We start from the raw sequence: 15,248 nt of genomic DNA, 5'->3' as shown, positions 1-15,248 counted from the left end.
ACCCCTTACTGAGCAACAAACTCAGTGAAATATATGTTTACAATAGTCCCCTCTGTCACAAGGCTGTTCAGCCTCCGCAGAAGCTCCTGCTTAAGAATTAGTTTCCCCTGAGCGGAGCTAACCTCTTCATATCTTTTAGACGCAAGCACCGTAAGAATAGCGTCCCTGAGCTGTGGTTTGCGCATATCAAGTGCTTCTGCAAACTTTTTTGTATCATCAAGTTCAAGCTGGAGAGTGACACGGAGATATCTTGTACCGCCGGTGTCAGCCATATTTACAATGAAGTTTTCGAGCGGATAAAGCGAGCCGATACCGCCCCCCTCTTTCACTTCTTTCTTGGGTGCAGCTGCTTTTTTCGCAGGCTGAACCTCGGCAGCGGCATCAGGCTTAGGTTTCATAAAAAACATATAGCCAGCCCCGCCAAGCACTCCAAGTATTATAAGCAAAAGCAGTATTACAATAATAAGTTTCAGCGCACCGCCGCTCTTCTTTTTTCCTTCAGACGATTCTTCATCTTTCCCTTTTTCATCTTCTGCCATAATTCTACTCCCCGTTCTCTTCATCGAAGATTTGTTTATTAGACTCAGCAAGCTCAGGACTGATGAAGTTTACCTCCACACGCCTGTTTTTCTCTCTGCTTGCAGCGCTGATATTTGGTGTTACGGGATGATATTCCGCATAACCTGAGGCAGAAAGCCTCTGCGCACTGACATCTTTACTCATGAAATATTTTACCACAGAAACGGCTCTTGCCGTAGAAAGTTCCCAGTTAGAAGGGTAAAGTGCTGTACTTATGGGGATGTCATCAGTATGACCTTCCACCATGATATTGAAAGGTGATTCTTCTATAACCGCCGCAAGCTTATCCAGAAGCGGCTTCCCCTGATCGAGAATTTCAGCACTCCCGGATTTAAAAAGCATCTTGTCGAGTATGCGCACAGAGACGCCTTTCTTAGTCTCGGCGATTGTCACAACCTGCGACATTTGCGCACTTTTAACATATTCACGCAGACTCTTTGTTACTTTTCTCTGAACAGAACGCACATTCTGCACAAAGGAGAGTCTGGACATTATATCTTCTTGAGTCATCTCAGTTTTATTGCCCTCTTTCAGCACCCCGAGAGATCCTTGCAGAGACCCAAGGGCAACTTTGATCTTCCTCTTGTCCATGGAAGCCATTGAAAGCAGCAGAATAAAAAATGTCATAAGGAGTGTTGCCATATCACTAAATGTACTCATCCACATCGGAGCACCCGGTTTACACTCTTCGCACTTCTTTTTTCCCATATATCCTCTGAGGGTTTATCGACACCCTCTAAACTTAAAGGCTGCCCTTAATCAAACTGGGACTTACGCTGTGACGGCGGAAGATATGCGTTCAGCTTCTGCTCAACGATCCTTGGGTTGTCCCCCGCCTGTATAGCCATAATACCGCCGATCATAATCTCTCTGAGCAGCTGTTCCTGACCGGAGCGTACTTCGATTTTGATTCTGAAAGGACCTGCAAAAAGGTTTGCCAGCATAGCTCCGTACATAGTAGTAAGAAGGGCAACAGCCATCGCAGGACCGATTGTGCTCGGATCCTCCATGGACTGAAGCATAGCAACAAGCCCGATAAGAGTACCTATCATACCCATCGCAGGACCAAAAGCTTCCATACAGCCCAGTACACTGGCACCAAGCTTATGCCTGCTTACCATGTATTCAAGTTCTGTTTCCAGAATATTCTTTATAACTTCGGGTTCAGTGCCGTCCACTGCGAGCCTGATCCCTTTTTTGAGGAACTCGTCTTTAACCTCGTCTTCGGCAGACTCCAGAGACAGTATCCCGTCACGTCTTGCCTTAACAGCAAACTCTACCAGCTGAGAGATGAGTGACGCGGGATCATCAAGTGGATACTTGATAGTCTTCATTGCAAACTTTATAAGTCCCAGAGCTTTGTCCATAGGGAAACTCATAAAGACAATACCGGTCACTCCTCCGATGACAATGAGAACAGACGGAATATCAATATAAGGACCGATACCTGCTCCCATAAGCATCGCAGAAACAACGAGTATGTATGCCAGTAACGTACCAACAATGGTTGCGATATCCATAGGTTCTCCAGATTTAATCTGCACCGCCGGCAGTCACAAACCCGCTGCCCGGTGAATTAATGCAATGATATTATATAGCTTTTCCTCTTAAAGATACAGGACTTACGAGGCATCAGTCAACAGAAATAATGTTTTGATAAAGCTTCGGAAAATTTGTAAACAGAGACATAAATACAAAAAAAGCCGCAGTTGATGAAAACTGCGGCCTTAAAATCTGATACTTCATACTTATTAACGTTTAAGGCTCATGAGCTCCTGAAGCATCTCATCAGATGTAGTGATTACTCTTGAATTCGCCTGAAATCCCCTTTGTGTAGTGATCATATTAACAAACTCAGTTGAAAGATCCACATTCGAGTTTTCAAGTGTCTCTGCGGCTACTTTTCCTCTGAAACCTGTACCAGGTCTGCCTATTGCTGGATCACCAGAGTTTGATGATTTCTGAAAAGTCGTATCCCCAACTTTAGTAAGACCTCCGGGGTTTGTAAAAGTCGCAGTAGCTATCTGTGCGATAGTTGCTACCTGACCGTTAGTATAGTAACCGATTATCTCTCCGTTTGAGTTAAACAATGTAGACTCCAAAAGACCTGTGGCGTATCCATCCTGAGCAGCCTTCGTAATACCGCTGTCGTCAGAGGATATGTATATACCGTCAAATTTTCCGGCAGTACCGAGATCCATTTCAATATCTGAAACAACACCGGCGCCGCCACCTGTATCATAGTTCATTGAGAGGGAAGCTATTCTCTGTCCACTTTCAGTTGTAAGGTAATTAAAAGATCCGTTTGCATTAAAATGCATATAAACCTGATTACCCGTTGTTTCATTAAATGATATCTCAGCTCCATCATCAGGAGTGGAAACTGTCAGCTTCCATACATTATCAAGCGAGTCAGACATTTCAAAATTATACTGCACTGTATGCGCATTACCCTGAGCATCATAGATTGTCTGAGATGTTGTCAGAGTACCGCCTTTGGCTTCCTGAACAGTATTATACTCGTAATAGTCATAGAAAGTGTCATATGTCCCTGAACCGACAACTTCAAATTTCACAAAGTCTATTTCATTCGGGCTGCCTTTTTCCCCTGTTATCTGAAGCTTGCCCGAATTTTTATCAAGGCTTGCAATGTGCTGTAACACATCGTCTTCTGTTGCAGAGTCGTATCCCATATAGGCAGCGATAGCTTCTCTCAGGTCATCAAGTGTTGATGTCGCTGCCGGAATAGTTGCCGTACCAGCCAGATTCTCTCCCGCAACACCAGCAGAAAACTGGAGAATAGCCGTTGCGTCAAGACCAAGACTGTCGCCGGAACTTGTAAAAAGCTCTGTCAGCGGGTCGTCATCCTGAGCTGTACGCAGAAATGTATTGCTCAGTTCCGTATCTGTAGTACCGTATACAGCTTCAATCACTGCACCGGCAGGAACTATATTATTCTCAAAAACTGTCCCACTGTAAGCTTTATCCAGAGAGAACCCAGAAAGCCTAAGTGTGCCGAGAGCAGAGTTCAGCGTATTGTCTATTACATAGTTAAACTGACCTGTAGCACTGTCATAAGTGACATTGAATTCATCTGTAGGAATAACGTTACCGTCAATAGCCTCTTCAATTGCAGATGCAAGCTCTGTCAGCGTTGTAAAATCTCTGCCGGCATAGATTTGACTTTCGTAGTACATTTCATCACTGGATTTAGTATCGCCTGCATCGTCATAAACAGATGCGAGGTCGGACATTGCCACTGCCAACAGTGGTGAACCACTGAATGAGTCGATAGAAACATTAGCACCGACAACAGTATTTCTTGTAACATTAATGGTACCGTCAACTACAGCAACTGAGAAATCCGCTGCACCTGCGGCTGTATTAAGCTGCGTTTCAAGTGCATTTGCAAGCTCTGCCATGGTATTAAAATCCACACCATATTCAAGCGTAACCGGATTTGAATTGATATAAACAAGAAGCTGCGGGTCACTGGCAAGATCAAGATTCACATCAGAAGTGTTATATATGTACCCCATCTCCGTCATGCCGGTACCATGAGCCTTCACCTTAATAGACTCGTTATCCGCAAGATCCATGTTCGCACCATCATCACTGTAGACCTGAAAAATACTGTCGCCTGTATCAGCATAGTGCAAAAGAGAAGGATATGACACGATACTAGGGTCTGCATCAGTATCAAGGACTCCTGCAAGACTGGCTTCAGAAGTTACTTTCGCCTGTGCTGTCTGATATGCCGAGCTGAGGACAATGTCCTCTGTGGTGCCTTCTGTAAGCAGTTCACCAGTATCAGGATCGACCATCCACCCCTGAACATAAAAGCCGGAAGAGGTCACAAGCGAACCGGATGTATCAAACCTGAAATCTCCTGCCCTTGTATAAAGAAGGTCGCTGGATCCGGCTCCCTTGATAACAAAGAAACCATCCCCCTGAATAGCCAGATCAGTATTGACAGAAGTGCTCTGCATACTCCCTGTTTCAAATATTGTATCCACTCCGGCAAGAGATGTACCAAGCCCAACCTGAGTTGAGTTAGTACCACCAAGAGTGTCCGACGGCGCTGTGCTGCCTACGAGTGTCTGACTGAGCATATCCTCAAAAACAGCACGACCGGATTTATAACCTACTGTATTAACGTTGGAAATGTTGTTACCAAGAACATCCATTGCCTGTTGGTTTACACTCAGACCGCTAATGGCTGAGTAGAGTGACCGCATCATTTAAGCACCTCCGAGAGTTGCATCTCTCACTGAGGTAACATCTTCCGCAGGAATATCACTTCCGTCAACTTCGTAAACAAGCTCCCCGTCTACGGTTTTGACTCCTGTCACCAGACCGTTACCATATGTATGAACATCTATTTTTTCACCATCTGTACCGATAGCAACAACTGAAAATGTATATTTCCCTTCATCTACAGCATTACCATCGGCATCAGTACCATTCCAGTAAAATGTATTCATGTCCGTATCAGAAACTGATGGGGAAAAACTTCTGACAAAATTCCCTTCAGAGTCTTTAATCGTTACAGTTGTTTTAAATGGAACTTCCTCTGCTTCAAATGACACTGCTGCTACACCATCAGAAAGGTATGTATTGTTACCATCAAACTCCACAAGTTTTCCGATATAGCCAGAGGCAGACATCATAAGCTGCTGCGTATTCAGGTTACTCGCACCGCCAGCTATCTCGCTGAGACTTTTCTCCATACTGGTGAGCAGTTCCACCTGTGTAAATGTTGCTGTCTGTTCCATCATGGCAGAGTCGTCCATAGGATCTGTAGGATCCTGATTCTGAAGCTGTGTTATGAACAGGTTCAGAAAATCTGACTGAGACAGCTCTCCCTGAGTGTTGTTATATTCGATATCTGACGTATCATATTGCTTTGTGTCGACTGTCGTTGTGTTACTTACTAACATAATTCCCCTCCGGTAGATGCCTGTCAGGCATAAATACCATCTGCTTCATCAGCCTCTTCTTCTATATCAGGCATAAGAGCTGATGCTCCGCCGCCGCTTTTCTTACCTTCTTTCCCTTCCCATCCCGCAAATTCTCCATTGCTGAAATCCTTAAAGATAAACTCAAGGTTTTCCACAATTACTCCTTTGTCAGCAAGCTGTTGTCGAAGTGCTTCAGAGTTCGAGCTGAAAAGATGCTTTGCGGTTTCTGATTCAAAAATAACTTTGCCGGTTATTTTCCCTGCCTGTTCGGTAAGCTCAATATTCACCTTGCCAAGTTCCTGCGGATGAAGCTGGATGTTTAGCTTATTCACCTTCTGGGTTTTAGCAAGTTCAATGAGCTCGGCAAATTTCATTATATCTTTAGGGCTCTCAATTTTAACTTCTGTTGTAATCACCTTCTCGGTGAGCTCTGTTTTAATAGTAAAGCCTGTGTCAGTCGTTTCAGTTGTTGTCTTCTCCGAACCCTGCTTTGCATTAACCAGCTCGGCTATTTTTTCTTTCAGATCTGCCGGAAGCTGCTCTGAGTTTTTCTGCTGCACCATATTCATAAGAGTCTCTTTCTTTGACTCCCCTTGGCCACTGTCCGCAGAAACCTGCACACCAGCCTGCACATCTGACTGAGTCTGTGACTGAGCTTTTGTCTGGGTTACCTCGTTTTTCACAAGTGTAAGTATGGGTGCTGCCTGTGCCGACTGTATAGCGGCAATCTCATCAAGTGACTGTTCGAGAACCATACTTTCCTTAGGTGTTACTTCCTGTTCGGAACCTAATATACTCATAGCTATCTGTGTAAGAACTTCTTCAGGTTCGACTGGTGTAACTTCAATGAGCGCATCCAGAAAAACAGCTACATCTTCCGCAGAATCTGCTTCGTCCAGCATACGCTTAAGCTCCGCCTTCTGCTCTTCCGGAATATCAAGGTTATCTATAACTTCTTCAGGCGTTTCCGGTTCTTCCGCTTCAACGCTATTCTTCTCTTGTTTTGCAGTGTCTGTTTTCAGCGTATTGTCTGAACTATCTGAACGATCAAGGTATTTTTTGAAAACATTTTCAAATTCTCCCTGCTGCGTCCCTGTCGTTTCAGTGACTTTAGGCACCTGTACTTTTGCCTGTGCGCTGAAAAGATTAAGAATGGACATATTCTCCATAATAGACTCCTCCGGTCATTTAATAGAAAATATGATGCCAATTGAAAAAATAATAAAAAATGATGATTTATCTAAAGTTTTGAACGATAAGGTCGATACTAGCCGGCAGTTTTTTCCACAGCTATTTTTTCCATAAAGGAATTTATTTCCTCTGCGGCTGTTTCAGAGGCATTTGTGTCGGGAAAGAAGTCCCCTACCTCTTTCAGATCAGACTTAACACTCTCGTATTCGTCTCGAATCTTTTCTGTGTAACGGACAAGGTTAAATGCGCTGGCGTCACTCTGAACAAGTTCAGGGACAACGGCTCTTTTCATAATTATATTAGGCATACCGATATATTTCAGCCTGTACAAAAGCCTGCCCAGCTGATATGTCAGAAAGCTTGTTTTATAAAGCAGTATAAGAGGCGTGCCTACTATGGCTGATTCCAGAGTTGCAGTACCAGAACATACCCATAAGACGTCAGAATATTTCATAATGTCATGGGTAAGCCCCGTGGCAAAGCGTATTCTCGTCCCTTTTATCTTTTCTCTGATATAATCTTCGTCCACACCGCCAGCGGCACCAAGCACATATTCATACTCCGGCAGAGAGGCAGCAGCATTTATCATCACAGGGAGCAGAGATTCTATCTCACGCTTACGGCTTCCGGGGAGCATACCTATTATCTTCGCATCAGGTTCAAATTTCCCTTTTGCCAGAAATTCATCTCTGTCTGCACACTTGAATTTAATATCACTTTTCAGAGGATTACCTATGTACTTCGCATTGACACCCTCCTTACGGAGAATCTCCTCCTCAAATGGATATATACAAAGCACAAGATCACAATAATCACGGAGTTTATATACACGCTTATAGTTCCATGCCCAGAATGTCGGTGATATGAAAAATATAACAGGTATTCCCAGCTTCTGCACTTCTCTGGCAAAACGGAGGTTAAACCCCGGGTAATCAACAAGAATAACGGCATCAGGTCTGTTCTCACTTAATTCCTGAATAAGCCTGTCTTTAACCCTGAAGAGAAAACGAAGTTTTTTCAGAGCCTCGTCGAGACCTATGACACTCAGGTCTTTTATATCATAAAGCTGAACCTGTCCATGCTTTCTCAGATCCGGACCACCCGTACCTGTCAAAGTCACGTCAAACCGCTTTTTAAGTGCAGTGATAAGTGAACCGGCATGAGCATCTCCGGATTTTTCAGCAGCCATGATAAAAAGTTTTAGATGTTTCAATCAATCACCTGTAAAAGACAACAAAAAACCTGTCGCCGGAATAATATTTTCTATATTTAAGATCACCGTTATAGAGAAATATAAGCCAGAGCATGCCGTCTTTCTCTCTCGCTTCAACTTTATAAACATAGCTTACCGCAAACCTTTGAAGAACTTTTGAAAAAAGTTTAGCATCTTTAAAGCCGAATGCAACTATACCGTTCATCTCACGCACTGTCATATCAGGTCTGCCCGGCAATCTGAACTCAAAAGATTCCGTCTTTTCGTTTTTTTCTCTTCTGAATCCTGAAAGTCCGCTATAACCTTTGCATTTTTCGCCTATTATAAGTGAATAGTTATCAGGACAGACATCAACTTTCTTATTAAATATCAGTCTGGTTTTCCCGTCCATATTATTAGATGCAACCAAAGCCGGATGTTTTATTGTCCCCGGAATAATATTAACTCCGAAAACATCTATGTAGTTCCTCCCGCCTGCTTCTCCGGCAGAGTAAAGCGGAGGACCGTCAAATTTTACAGTTGTTTTTCCACCGTCAGCAAAAGTCCCCTGAAAGGCTTCCGCAGGGCGCAAAGGGTCTGCCCATGAGCCAAAAGTGTTCATGGAAAGTATTTCCATGTCAGGATCAAGAGCAGTCAGAACAACTTTAAGTCCGAGATCGTTCTTAAGGGTATAGGCAGAGTGTCTGCTTGCAAGATGAAAGACGAGCCTGAATCCGCTCGGGTACTCGGTTTTATCCACACTTTTCAGCGGACGTATAACTTCAAGATCTCCCATTTCGCGCTCAACATCTTTAATAACAAGAGTGAATGTCACACCGTCATTACTCATAACAGCGGTATAGTCCCAGCTATCGTCTGCAATGGCAAATTCGATATTAAGATCGCCGCCTATCCTGTAGACATAGGACGTAACAGGATTTTCCGACACAGGCGGAGGCGGGGGCGGTTCCAGTGGTTCCGGTTTCAGTTGAAAACCTGTACAAGCGTAAACACATGTCAGTAAAAAGACCAGTAACAGAATTTTGTTCATTACGCCTTCCTCATGGCAAGCCCGCACGCAAGGGCAAATGTACCCGAACCGCACCCATCAACAAGGGAACGCATACTAGCGGGCAGCTCTATATATTTGAAAGGGTCAACATGTGCCACGGCGGCACCCATCGAACTCTCAATACTCTCGACTACATCAGCGACATAAGCCATAGCCCCACATGCAAAAAAATCTACGGGCTCTTTTCCCCGTTCCTGAATATATACATCCACGGTAGTCTCTATCTCTGCCCCGAGATTATTCCCATATGCAGCGGCAGCAGCCTGAGCGTCAGCATCATTTTTCATTGTTGCGTTATTACGAATCATCTCTTCAGCCTGAGCCGGGTCTATAGCGAGGTCGGAAGCAAGGTCTTCCGCCATGAAACGCCCCCCCTTCCTGATGGTTTTAACCATATCCACGTGCCCGTTCTCATAAAAAATAACACGAACCTCGTCATGCCCGATATCAATGATAGCATTTATATGCTTCTGAGGCCCTTTGAAAAAGGTCACAAGGTTCACCAGTGCCAGAGATTCAATATCAAGAACAACCGGATTCAATCCTGACTGGGAAGCCAAATCAAGCATGTCTGCAACTTTCACCTTAGAAGCAGCAGCAAGAACCGCGTCCGCCGTCTGAGTCTCTCTGTCGTAATGCAGAAGCTGAGCATCAAATGAAGCTCTCTCTGAGCTCATACCTATATATTGTTCTGCACTCCACAGAAACTGTTCGGTGAAATGCCCTTTACCATTCCACGGCAGAGCGATACGCTTAACAACGACATCAGCCCCTTTGAGAGAAAGTGCTATATCTTTTTCAGCGCCCCTGCACTTTTTCACACACTCACTCAGGCTCTTTGCGAGCACATCGGTATCTGCGACTGTACCGCCTGAAAAAGCTCCGGCAGGTGTAGGTAATATATTTATACTACTGACAACAAAACTGTCTTTCTTCTCTTTCAGTCCAACAATTTTGATATTGGATGCACCTATATCCACACCCGTCAGGAGTTTGCTCATGTATCAGACTCTCCGACATCCTCCAGTCTTGTAAAAAAGCACGTTCTCTCTCCGGTATGGCAGGCAGCCCCCGTCTGATTAACCAGATAAAGTATAGTATCGCCGTCACAGTCTAAAAAAACGCTGACTATCTTCTGAAGATGACCAGAGGTTTCGCCTTTTTTCCAGAGCTGATCCCTGCTCCGGGAGTAGTAATGTGCATATCCTGTTTCAAAAGACAGCCGTAAGGCATCCTTATTCACATAGGCAAGCATCAGAACCTCTTTGGTCTCTACATCCTGCGCTATCGCAGGGAGAAGCCCTCCCTGTTTTTTCCAGTCTATCTTTATCATTTATCCTCTTTGCCAAGTTTTTTGTAGAGTTCACTTTTCAGCGTTTTCTCTTCGGAAGCGCTGATCTTAAGCCCTCGGATTTTCATGGCATAAACAACTCTGTCCCACTCAGCCTTTGTAAGTTTACGCTTATAAACAATTTCTGCCTTATGGCAAATCCCGCATTTTTCTTCCACAATACTGATTTTGCTCGTTCCGCATGCTGTAACAAAGCTAACAGATACGAGGCAAAAGCTCACCAGCAGGCATTTCGATATGTCTTTTACCGCCGATGGATGTCTCCAGAATAACATTTTTGCCCTCCACACGTCCCGCGATAGCAGCTCTCTGTCCGTTTTCACAGGCGCAGATATTTGAAAGTGCCTTTTCGGCATCTTCTTCACTTACTATAATAACCGCAAGTCCTTCGTTAGCAACTGCCAGAGGGTCAAACCCCAGCATATCACAAAGATAGCCGACATTTTCATCCATAGGGATATCAGTCTCCCGCATAAGAAATCCTTTGCCGCTGTCCGAGGCAATCTCGTTAAGTACGGCAGCGACACCGCCTCTGGTAGCATCTCTGGCAAATTTAACATTAAGGTTTTCCACTGCACTAAAAACATCTTTCAAACATGCGCAGTCAGACAGAACCTCACCGTCAAAGCCCAGTTCTCCCCTTGCGAGCATAACGCTCATACCGTGTCTTGCAACATCAGATGTAAGGATAACAGCATCACCCTCTTGTATATTATATGGCTCCGTATAGTCCCGCAGTGATTCCCCTATACCGGATGTATTTATTATGAGACCGTCGCAGCCGCCTTTGTCCACAACCTTTGTGTCACCGCACACTATCTTCACATCTGCCTTTCTGCACTCCTCTGCCATGCTGTCTATAACACGCTCAAGGTCTGCAACAGGATACCCCTCCGGCATAATAAGCCCAAATGAGAGATACAGTGGTTTCGCACCGGAAACCAGAAGATCGTTTATAGTTCCGCAAACGGCTATTTTGCCGATATTTCCACCGGGGAAAAACTCAGGTCGGACAACATAACTGTCTGTTGTAAAAGCTGTCCTGCCGGATGTGCTAACTATTGCGGCATCGGACGCTTTTAAAAGGTGCTCGTTGCCTAATCTTGAAAAAATTATTTCTGAAACAAATGAACGGGAGGACGTTCCGCCGCTCCCTACTGCCATGGTTATCTTCTCCATTTCAACCGCCTATCTTTATACTTAACATTATACCTATTTACTAAGATTTTAACAGACCAAATTCAAGAGGCCGCACTCCCCGTATCTTCTACAATACGTATACGAAAACGTACCTCACGGAAATCCCCCATTCCTGCTTATAAACCTTTCCATAATAAACAAACAAGCAAAAAAACTGTAACAAGGATAACCGGCATAATCACCCCCGCATCAGTTTTTAACTTAAAGTTGAGAAATATTTTTTGCTTGAATTTTATCAGGTATGCGTTATATTCGTTTGCTGGAATATAGAATGACAGAGGTGAACAAATGCCTATTTACGAATATGCATGTGAAAAATGTGGAAAAGTTACAGAAAAACTTGTAAGCATCTCTTCTGCTTCAGAAGAAACAGAGTGTCCGGAATGCAAAGGAAAAGCGATTAAAATAATGTCAGCATCCGCTTTCCACCTAAAAGGGGGCGGTTGGTACTCACAAGGCTACTCCAACGACAACGGCGGATGTCCTGCCAAATCGTCGAAAGAAGCATGTAAAACATGCCCGGCTGCAAGCTCTTAGGTCTGTTTCTTTTTCAGCATAGACATAAGATAATCACTGAGCACTTTGTCCTGTTTGCCGATGTGACGCATTAGCCAGCCAGCCATTAGCTGTTGGACAGCCAAAGGTATACTGTGCTCTGAACCGCACTCTTCGTATCTACGGATAAGGTTCTGCACATCCTCTTTGAACCCTGCATGAAGTGCTGTATGGTTGGATTCGTCATAAAAACAATGCTTAAGCATGATTCTGTTTTCCAATGCAAGATAGGTTTCACAGTAGTCTTTCAGGTAATGAAGTGTAAACATAACATACTGACGTCCCTCTCCGCTTTTCATGGCATTGGCGAGCTTATTCAGCTCTGAAATAAACCTCTTTGCAGAGGCAGCCATAAACGGTATCCCATTGGAAAACTGTTCGTTATAAACAGCCATCCTTTCCCCGCCTGTAATTTTTAGTGATTATCTCATTTCAGGAGTTGTTTTTCAATTAAAAAAGTGTATTTTAACTATTTAAATCTCCGAATAAATGATATTGTTTAGCAAGGATTTATATGAAAGTATTTGCAAAAAACAAAAAAGCTTTTTTTGACTATGAGATACTGGAAACATTTGAAACCGGTGTTCAGTTAACCGGAACAGAAGTGAAGTCTATAAAGGATTCACGAGTCAGCCTGAAAGAGGCATTTGTTAAGGTCATAGGTAATGAAGTGTTCCTTGTGAACTCCCATGTACCCGAATATCTTCAGGGGAACAGGAACAACCATGTGCCGACACGAAGCAGAAAACTACTCATGCGCAGAAAGCAAATTGACAGACTGATAGGGAAGATTAAAGAAGCGGGGCTGACTCTTGTCCCCCTAAAAATATATCAGAAAGACAGACTGATCAAACTCGAAATCGCACTGGCAAAAGGGAAGAAAACCCACGACAAACGCCAGGTTCTTAAAGAAAGAGACCTCCAACGGGAAATGGGTAGAGAACTTAAGATAAAATAAGTCTCTTTTTAACCCTTGACATTTACGGCTAAAGATATATCTATCTAGATATAAAACAGGAGGCAACCATGAAAAACGTTCTCATAGTTTACGGACACTCAAATGAACAGAACTCGCTTTCCAATAAAACTATTATAGATTATGTAAAGGATCTGCCACATATAACAATAAGAAACCTTAACGAAGTTTCCAAAGATTTCAAATTTGACATAAAGGCAGAACAGGAAGCGCTGACAAACGCAGACGTAATTGTCTTTCAATTTCCGTTCCACTGGTACTCCCTGCCAGCAATTTTTAAGAAATGGCTTGATGATGTGCTGGCATTCGGATTCGCATATGGCCCTGGAGGCGACAAGCTCGCAGGTAAAAAAGTAGTGCTGTCCTTCACAACAGGCGCACCGGCAGACTCATACTCTGTCAGCGGCTCAAACAACTACAGCGTGACACAGCTTCTCGCACCTATCATTCAGTCTGTAAATTTCGTCAATATGATTGTCAGTGATACAGTTTTTTCAAACGGAATGCTTTACATCCCAGACATGGTTGGTGATAAAAACGCTATCCAGGCAAAAGCAAAAGCACACGGCGAAAAACTCGCTAAAGTGCTTGAGAAATTATAATAACTTGCAAATATCTGTTTAATAACTATAATACTATGTACGCAGTAATGTCGCCTGCATGATCTTTTTGGGTTGTGCAGGCGTTTTACGCTGAACTGTTTTCAGTATTTTACAAAAGAATACGGGGGCGCACGGTTTCGACGGGGGATCGTAGGTCTCTAGGTGCATGTCCGGGGCGGCTACCCGGTTAGCAAGCCAACGCAAGTAATTGCAAACAACGAACACACACTCGCTGCTGCTTAATTAGTGGCGATGTCCTCTGCGAAGGCACTCCCGCGGTCTTGTAGAGGGCACAAACTTTAGTGGGATAGTCTGGTGTGATGCCTCGGGCATCAGGCAAAACTAAGAGGATGCTCTTTTCGATTGGGTCGTCTTTGCCCCTGCCGTAAAGCTAAGATTAATGCAAAGACTAAACATGTAGTACCTTTGACTGAACATACTTCGGACGTGGGTTCGATTCCCACCGCCTCCATTTATTTCTTCTTTATTATCAATGATTTATATTTCAAATAGGCCGTTTTCGTATTTTTTTCGTTCAGAATTTTCCTTATTTATCAACAGCTTACAAGAGACGTGTTTTTGTAAAAAGTTAACTACTTTATTATAAATAGTTTATGCCTATTTCTCGGTTAATTACACGCTAAATTCTTACATTTTCAGCGTACTGCTTTATCTCAATATATATTAAATGATAGTCCAATGTTTTACACAGCTGACCATCTATTAAATATACAATTTATCAGTGCGACATGATCTGTCATACCCTGCCATTATTATTAATCACATCTAAAAACATGAGGTGATTTATGAGCAGAATCGTAATTGTAACCATTTTCCTTTCTCTGATTTCTATGCTGTGGTAGATTTTCTTTCTGAAAGCGACTTTGTAAAATTCATCCAGAATCGTTTTGTTGAATCTCTCACAGATCCCGTTAGTCTGAGGGCTTTTAGCCTTAGTTTTAGTGTGGTCGATGTCGTTCAGAGCCAAGAACAGCTGGAAGTCGTGAGCATCAGCCTTACCACAGTATTCAGTTCCACGGTCAGTCAGAACTCTCAGCAGAGGCACGCCGTATGATTTGAAGAAAGGTATAACTCTGTCGTTGAGCATATCAGCTGAGTTGATAGGCTGTTTGGTGTTGTAGAGCTTTGCAAAGCCGACAGCGGAGTAGGTATCTATGAAGGTCTGCTGATAGATTCTGCCGACACCTTTCATAGTCCCAACGTAGAAAGTATCCTGAGCTCCCAGATAACCGACATGCTCAGTCTCAAGCTCGCCCCAGGCGATCTTCTCTTTGTAACCACACCTATTTTAGTATCATATCATTATTAGATTTTTCAAATATTTGCAGTACGTTCCATAGGTTTCAAGTTGCCTAGTGACACATGTGGTCTTTCATTGTTATATTCATCAATCCATGATTCTGTTTTAGCTCTGACTTCTTAGAAGCTATCGAAGATATAGAAGTCAAGAATTTCATTTCTATATGTTCTGTTGAATCTCTCAATGTAAGAGTTCTAAATGGCTTACCTAGCTGTATAAATTCAAGCTCAACTTCACGCAAAGATAAA

Annotated in this window: 16 protein-coding genes, 1 other RNA gene and 2 pseudogenes; 4 read left to right on the top strand and 15 right to left on the bottom strand. The window is 43.4% G+C overall.

The annotated features are described in order from the left end of the window. Nucleotides 1-5: 5 nt before the first annotated feature. The 12 genes from DACET_RS01460 to hypE form a co-directional block, all read right to left on the bottom strand. Nucleotides 6-539 carry a flagellar basal body-associated FliL family protein gene (locus DACET_RS01460; protein ID WP_013009637.1) on the bottom strand — a complete coding sequence of 178 codons (534 nt, stop codon included), beginning with the start codon at nt 537-539 and terminating at the stop codon, nt 6-8. A gap of 4 nt (nt 540-543) precedes the next feature. Further along, nucleotides 544-1,287 carry an OmpA/MotB family protein gene (locus DACET_RS01455; protein ID WP_013009636.1) on the bottom strand — a complete coding sequence of 248 codons (744 nt, stop codon included), beginning with the start codon at nt 1,285-1,287 and terminating at the stop codon, nt 544-546. A 47-nt stretch (nt 1,288-1,334) separates the two neighbouring features. Then, on the bottom strand, nt 1,335-2,099 hold the full coding sequence (locus tag DACET_RS01450) for a motility protein A (protein WP_013009635.1): 765 nt from the start codon (nt 2,097-2,099) through the stop codon (nt 1,335-1,337). Nucleotides 2,100-2,330: 231 nt separating this feature from the next. After that, on the bottom strand, nt 2,331-4,820 hold the full coding sequence (locus DACET_RS01445) for a flagellar hook-basal body complex protein (RefSeq protein WP_013009634.1): 2,490 nt from the start codon (nt 4,818-4,820) through the stop codon (nt 2,331-2,333). Next, nucleotides 4,821-5,519 carry a flagellar hook assembly protein FlgD gene (locus tag DACET_RS01440; protein WP_013009633.1) on the bottom strand — a complete coding sequence of 233 codons (699 nt, stop codon included), beginning with the start codon at nt 5,517-5,519 and terminating at the stop codon, nt 4,821-4,823. It lies immediately after the preceding gene. Nucleotides 5,520-5,542: 23 nt separating this feature from the next. Further along, nucleotides 5,543-6,709, bottom strand: coding sequence for a flagellar hook-length control protein FliK (locus DACET_RS15295; protein ID WP_013009632.1), 1,167 nt, complete (start codon nt 6,707-6,709; stop codon nt 5,543-5,545). A 98-nt stretch (nt 6,710-6,807) separates the two neighbouring features. Continuing rightward, on the bottom strand, nt 6,808-7,944 hold the full coding sequence (lpxB, locus tag DACET_RS01425) for a lipid-A-disaccharide synthase (RefSeq protein WP_013009631.1): 1,137 nt from the start codon (nt 7,942-7,944) through the stop codon (nt 6,808-6,810). A 4-nt stretch (nt 7,945-7,948) separates the two neighbouring features. Continuing rightward, a complete protein-coding gene (locus DACET_RS01420; RefSeq protein WP_013009630.1) occupies nt 7,949-8,974 on the bottom strand; it encodes a hypothetical protein in 1,026 nt (341 codons plus the stop codon). Continuing rightward, nucleotides 8,974-9,996, bottom strand: coding sequence for a pilus assembly protein PilM (gene pilM, locus DACET_RS01415; protein ID WP_013009629.1), 1,023 nt, complete (start codon nt 9,994-9,996; stop codon nt 8,974-8,976). Before pilM ends, DACET_RS01420 begins: the two co-directional genes overlap by 1 nt. After that, nucleotides 9,993-10,328 (bottom strand): phosphoribosyl-AMP cyclohydrolase, encoded by a 336-nt coding sequence (gene hisI, locus DACET_RS01410; protein WP_013009628.1) that lies wholly within the window; start codon nt 10,326-10,328, stop codon nt 9,993-9,995. Before hisI ends, pilM begins: the two co-directional genes overlap by 4 nt. Further along, nucleotides 10,325-10,504, bottom strand: coding sequence for a hypothetical protein (locus DACET_RS01405; RefSeq protein ID WP_148214121.1), 180 nt, complete (start codon nt 10,502-10,504; stop codon nt 10,325-10,327). Before DACET_RS01405 ends, hisI begins: the two co-directional genes overlap by 4 nt. A 37-nt stretch (nt 10,505-10,541) precedes the next feature. Then, the gene (gene hypE / locus DACET_RS01400) at nt 10,542-11,525 is read right to left on the bottom strand and encodes a hydrogenase expression/formation protein HypE (RefSeq protein ID WP_041229784.1); all 984 of its coding nucleotides are present in this window, start codon (nt 11,523-11,525) and stop codon (nt 10,542-10,544) included. A 309-nt stretch (nt 11,526-11,834) separates the two neighbouring features. Here hypE and DACET_RS01395 point away from each other — a divergent pair, with 309 nt between their 5' ends. After that, a complete protein-coding gene (locus DACET_RS01395; protein ID WP_013009625.1) occupies nt 11,835-12,083 on the top strand; it encodes an FmdB family zinc ribbon protein in 249 nt (82 codons plus the stop codon). Here the strand turns inward: DACET_RS01395 and DACET_RS01390 are convergent. After that, complete coding sequence (locus DACET_RS01390; protein WP_013009624.1) at nt 12,080-12,496, bottom strand: bacteriohemerythrin; 417 nt, start codon at nt 12,494-12,496, stop codon at nt 12,080-12,082. The genes DACET_RS01395 and DACET_RS01390 overlap by 4 nt on opposite strands. 119 nt (nt 12,497-12,615) lie before the next feature. Between DACET_RS01390 and smpB the strand changes: the two genes are divergently transcribed. The 3 genes from smpB to ssrA all read left to right on the top strand — a co-directional run bounded on the left by smpB (nt 12,616) and on the right by ssrA (nt 14,154). After that, entirely contained in the window at nt 12,616-13,059 is a 444-nt protein-coding gene (gene smpB, locus DACET_RS01385; protein ID WP_013009623.1) for an SsrA-binding protein SmpB, read from the top strand. A gap of 68 nt (nt 13,060-13,127) precedes the next feature. Continuing rightward, a complete protein-coding gene (locus DACET_RS01380) occupies nt 13,128-13,679 on the top strand; it encodes an NAD(P)H-dependent oxidoreductase (protein WP_013009622.1) in 552 nt (183 codons plus the stop codon). Nucleotides 13,680-13,802: 123 nt separating this feature from the next. Further along, nucleotides 13,803-14,154, top strand: a transfer-messenger RNA (tmRNA) gene (gene ssrA / locus DACET_RS15880). 372 nt (nt 14,155-14,526) lie between these two features. Here the strand turns inward: ssrA and DACET_RS01375 are convergent. Both DACET_RS01375 and DACET_RS16490 read right to left on the bottom strand, forming a co-directional pair. Next, a pseudogene (locus DACET_RS01375) lies at nt 14,527-14,961 on the bottom strand (transposase family protein); the annotation flags it as partial. Between the two features lie 53 nt (nt 14,962-15,014). Beyond that, nucleotides 15,015-15,232 (bottom strand): annotated as a pseudogene (locus DACET_RS16490) (integrase core domain-containing protein); the annotation flags it as partial. Nucleotides 15,233-15,248: the final 16 nt, after the last annotated feature.

Source organism: Denitrovibrio acetiphilus DSM 12809 (assembly GCF_000025725.1).
Classification (GTDB): Bacteria; Chrysiogenota; Deferribacteres; order Deferribacterales; family Geovibrionaceae; genus Denitrovibrio; species Denitrovibrio acetiphilus.
The sequence above is the reverse complement of the archived record's forward strand: the minus strand, read 5'-3'. Positions and strand labels throughout refer to the sequence as shown.

Bases quoted from the DNA above. Each gene is read 5' to 3' on its own strand.
- DACET_RS01460 (WP_013009637.1), bottom strand. From the start codon at position 539: ATGGCAGAAGATGAAAAAGGGAAAGATGAAGAATCGTCTGAAGGAAAA.
- DACET_RS01455 (WP_013009636.1), bottom strand. From the start codon at position 1,287: ATGGGAAAAAAGAAGTGCGAAGAGTGTAAACCGGGTGCTCCGATGTGG.
- DACET_RS01450 (WP_013009635.1), bottom strand. From the start codon at position 2,099: ATGGATATCGCAACCATTGTTGGTACGTTACTGGCATACATACTCGTT.
- DACET_RS01445 (WP_013009634.1), bottom strand. From the start codon at position 4,820: ATGATGCGGTCACTCTACTCAGCCATTAGCGGTCTGAGTGTAAACCAA.
- DACET_RS01440 (WP_013009633.1), bottom strand. From the start codon at position 5,519: ATGTTAGTAAGTAACACAACGACAGTCGACACAAAGCAATATGATACG.
- DACET_RS15295 (WP_013009632.1), bottom strand. From the start codon at position 6,709: ATGGAGAATATGTCCATTCTTAATCTTTTCAGCGCACAGGCAAAAGTA.
- DACET_RS01420 (WP_013009630.1), bottom strand. From the start codon at position 8,974: ATGAACAAAATTCTGTTACTGGTCTTTTTACTGACATGTGTTTACGCT.
- pilM (WP_013009629.1), bottom strand. From the start codon at position 9,996: ATGAGCAAACTCCTGACGGGTGTGGATATAGGTGCATCCAATATCAAA.
- hisI (WP_013009628.1), bottom strand. From the start codon at position 10,328: ATGATAAAGATAGACTGGAAAAAACAGGGAGGGCTTCTCCCTGCGATA.
- hypE (WP_041229784.1), bottom strand. From the start codon at position 11,525: ATGGAGAAGATAACCATGGCAGTAGGGAGCGGCGGAACGTCCTCCCGT.
- DACET_RS01395 (WP_013009625.1), top strand. From the start codon at position 11,835: ATGCCTATTTACGAATATGCATGTGAAAAATGTGGAAAAGTTACAGAA.
- DACET_RS01390 (WP_013009624.1), bottom strand. From the start codon at position 12,496: ATGGCTGTTTATAACGAACAGTTTTCCAATGGGATACCGTTTATGGCT.
- smpB (WP_013009623.1), top strand. From the start codon at position 12,616: ATGAAAGTATTTGCAAAAAACAAAAAAGCTTTTTTTGACTATGAGATA.
- DACET_RS01380 (WP_013009622.1), top strand. From the start codon at position 13,128: ATGAAAAACGTTCTCATAGTTTACGGACACTCAAATGAACAGAACTCG.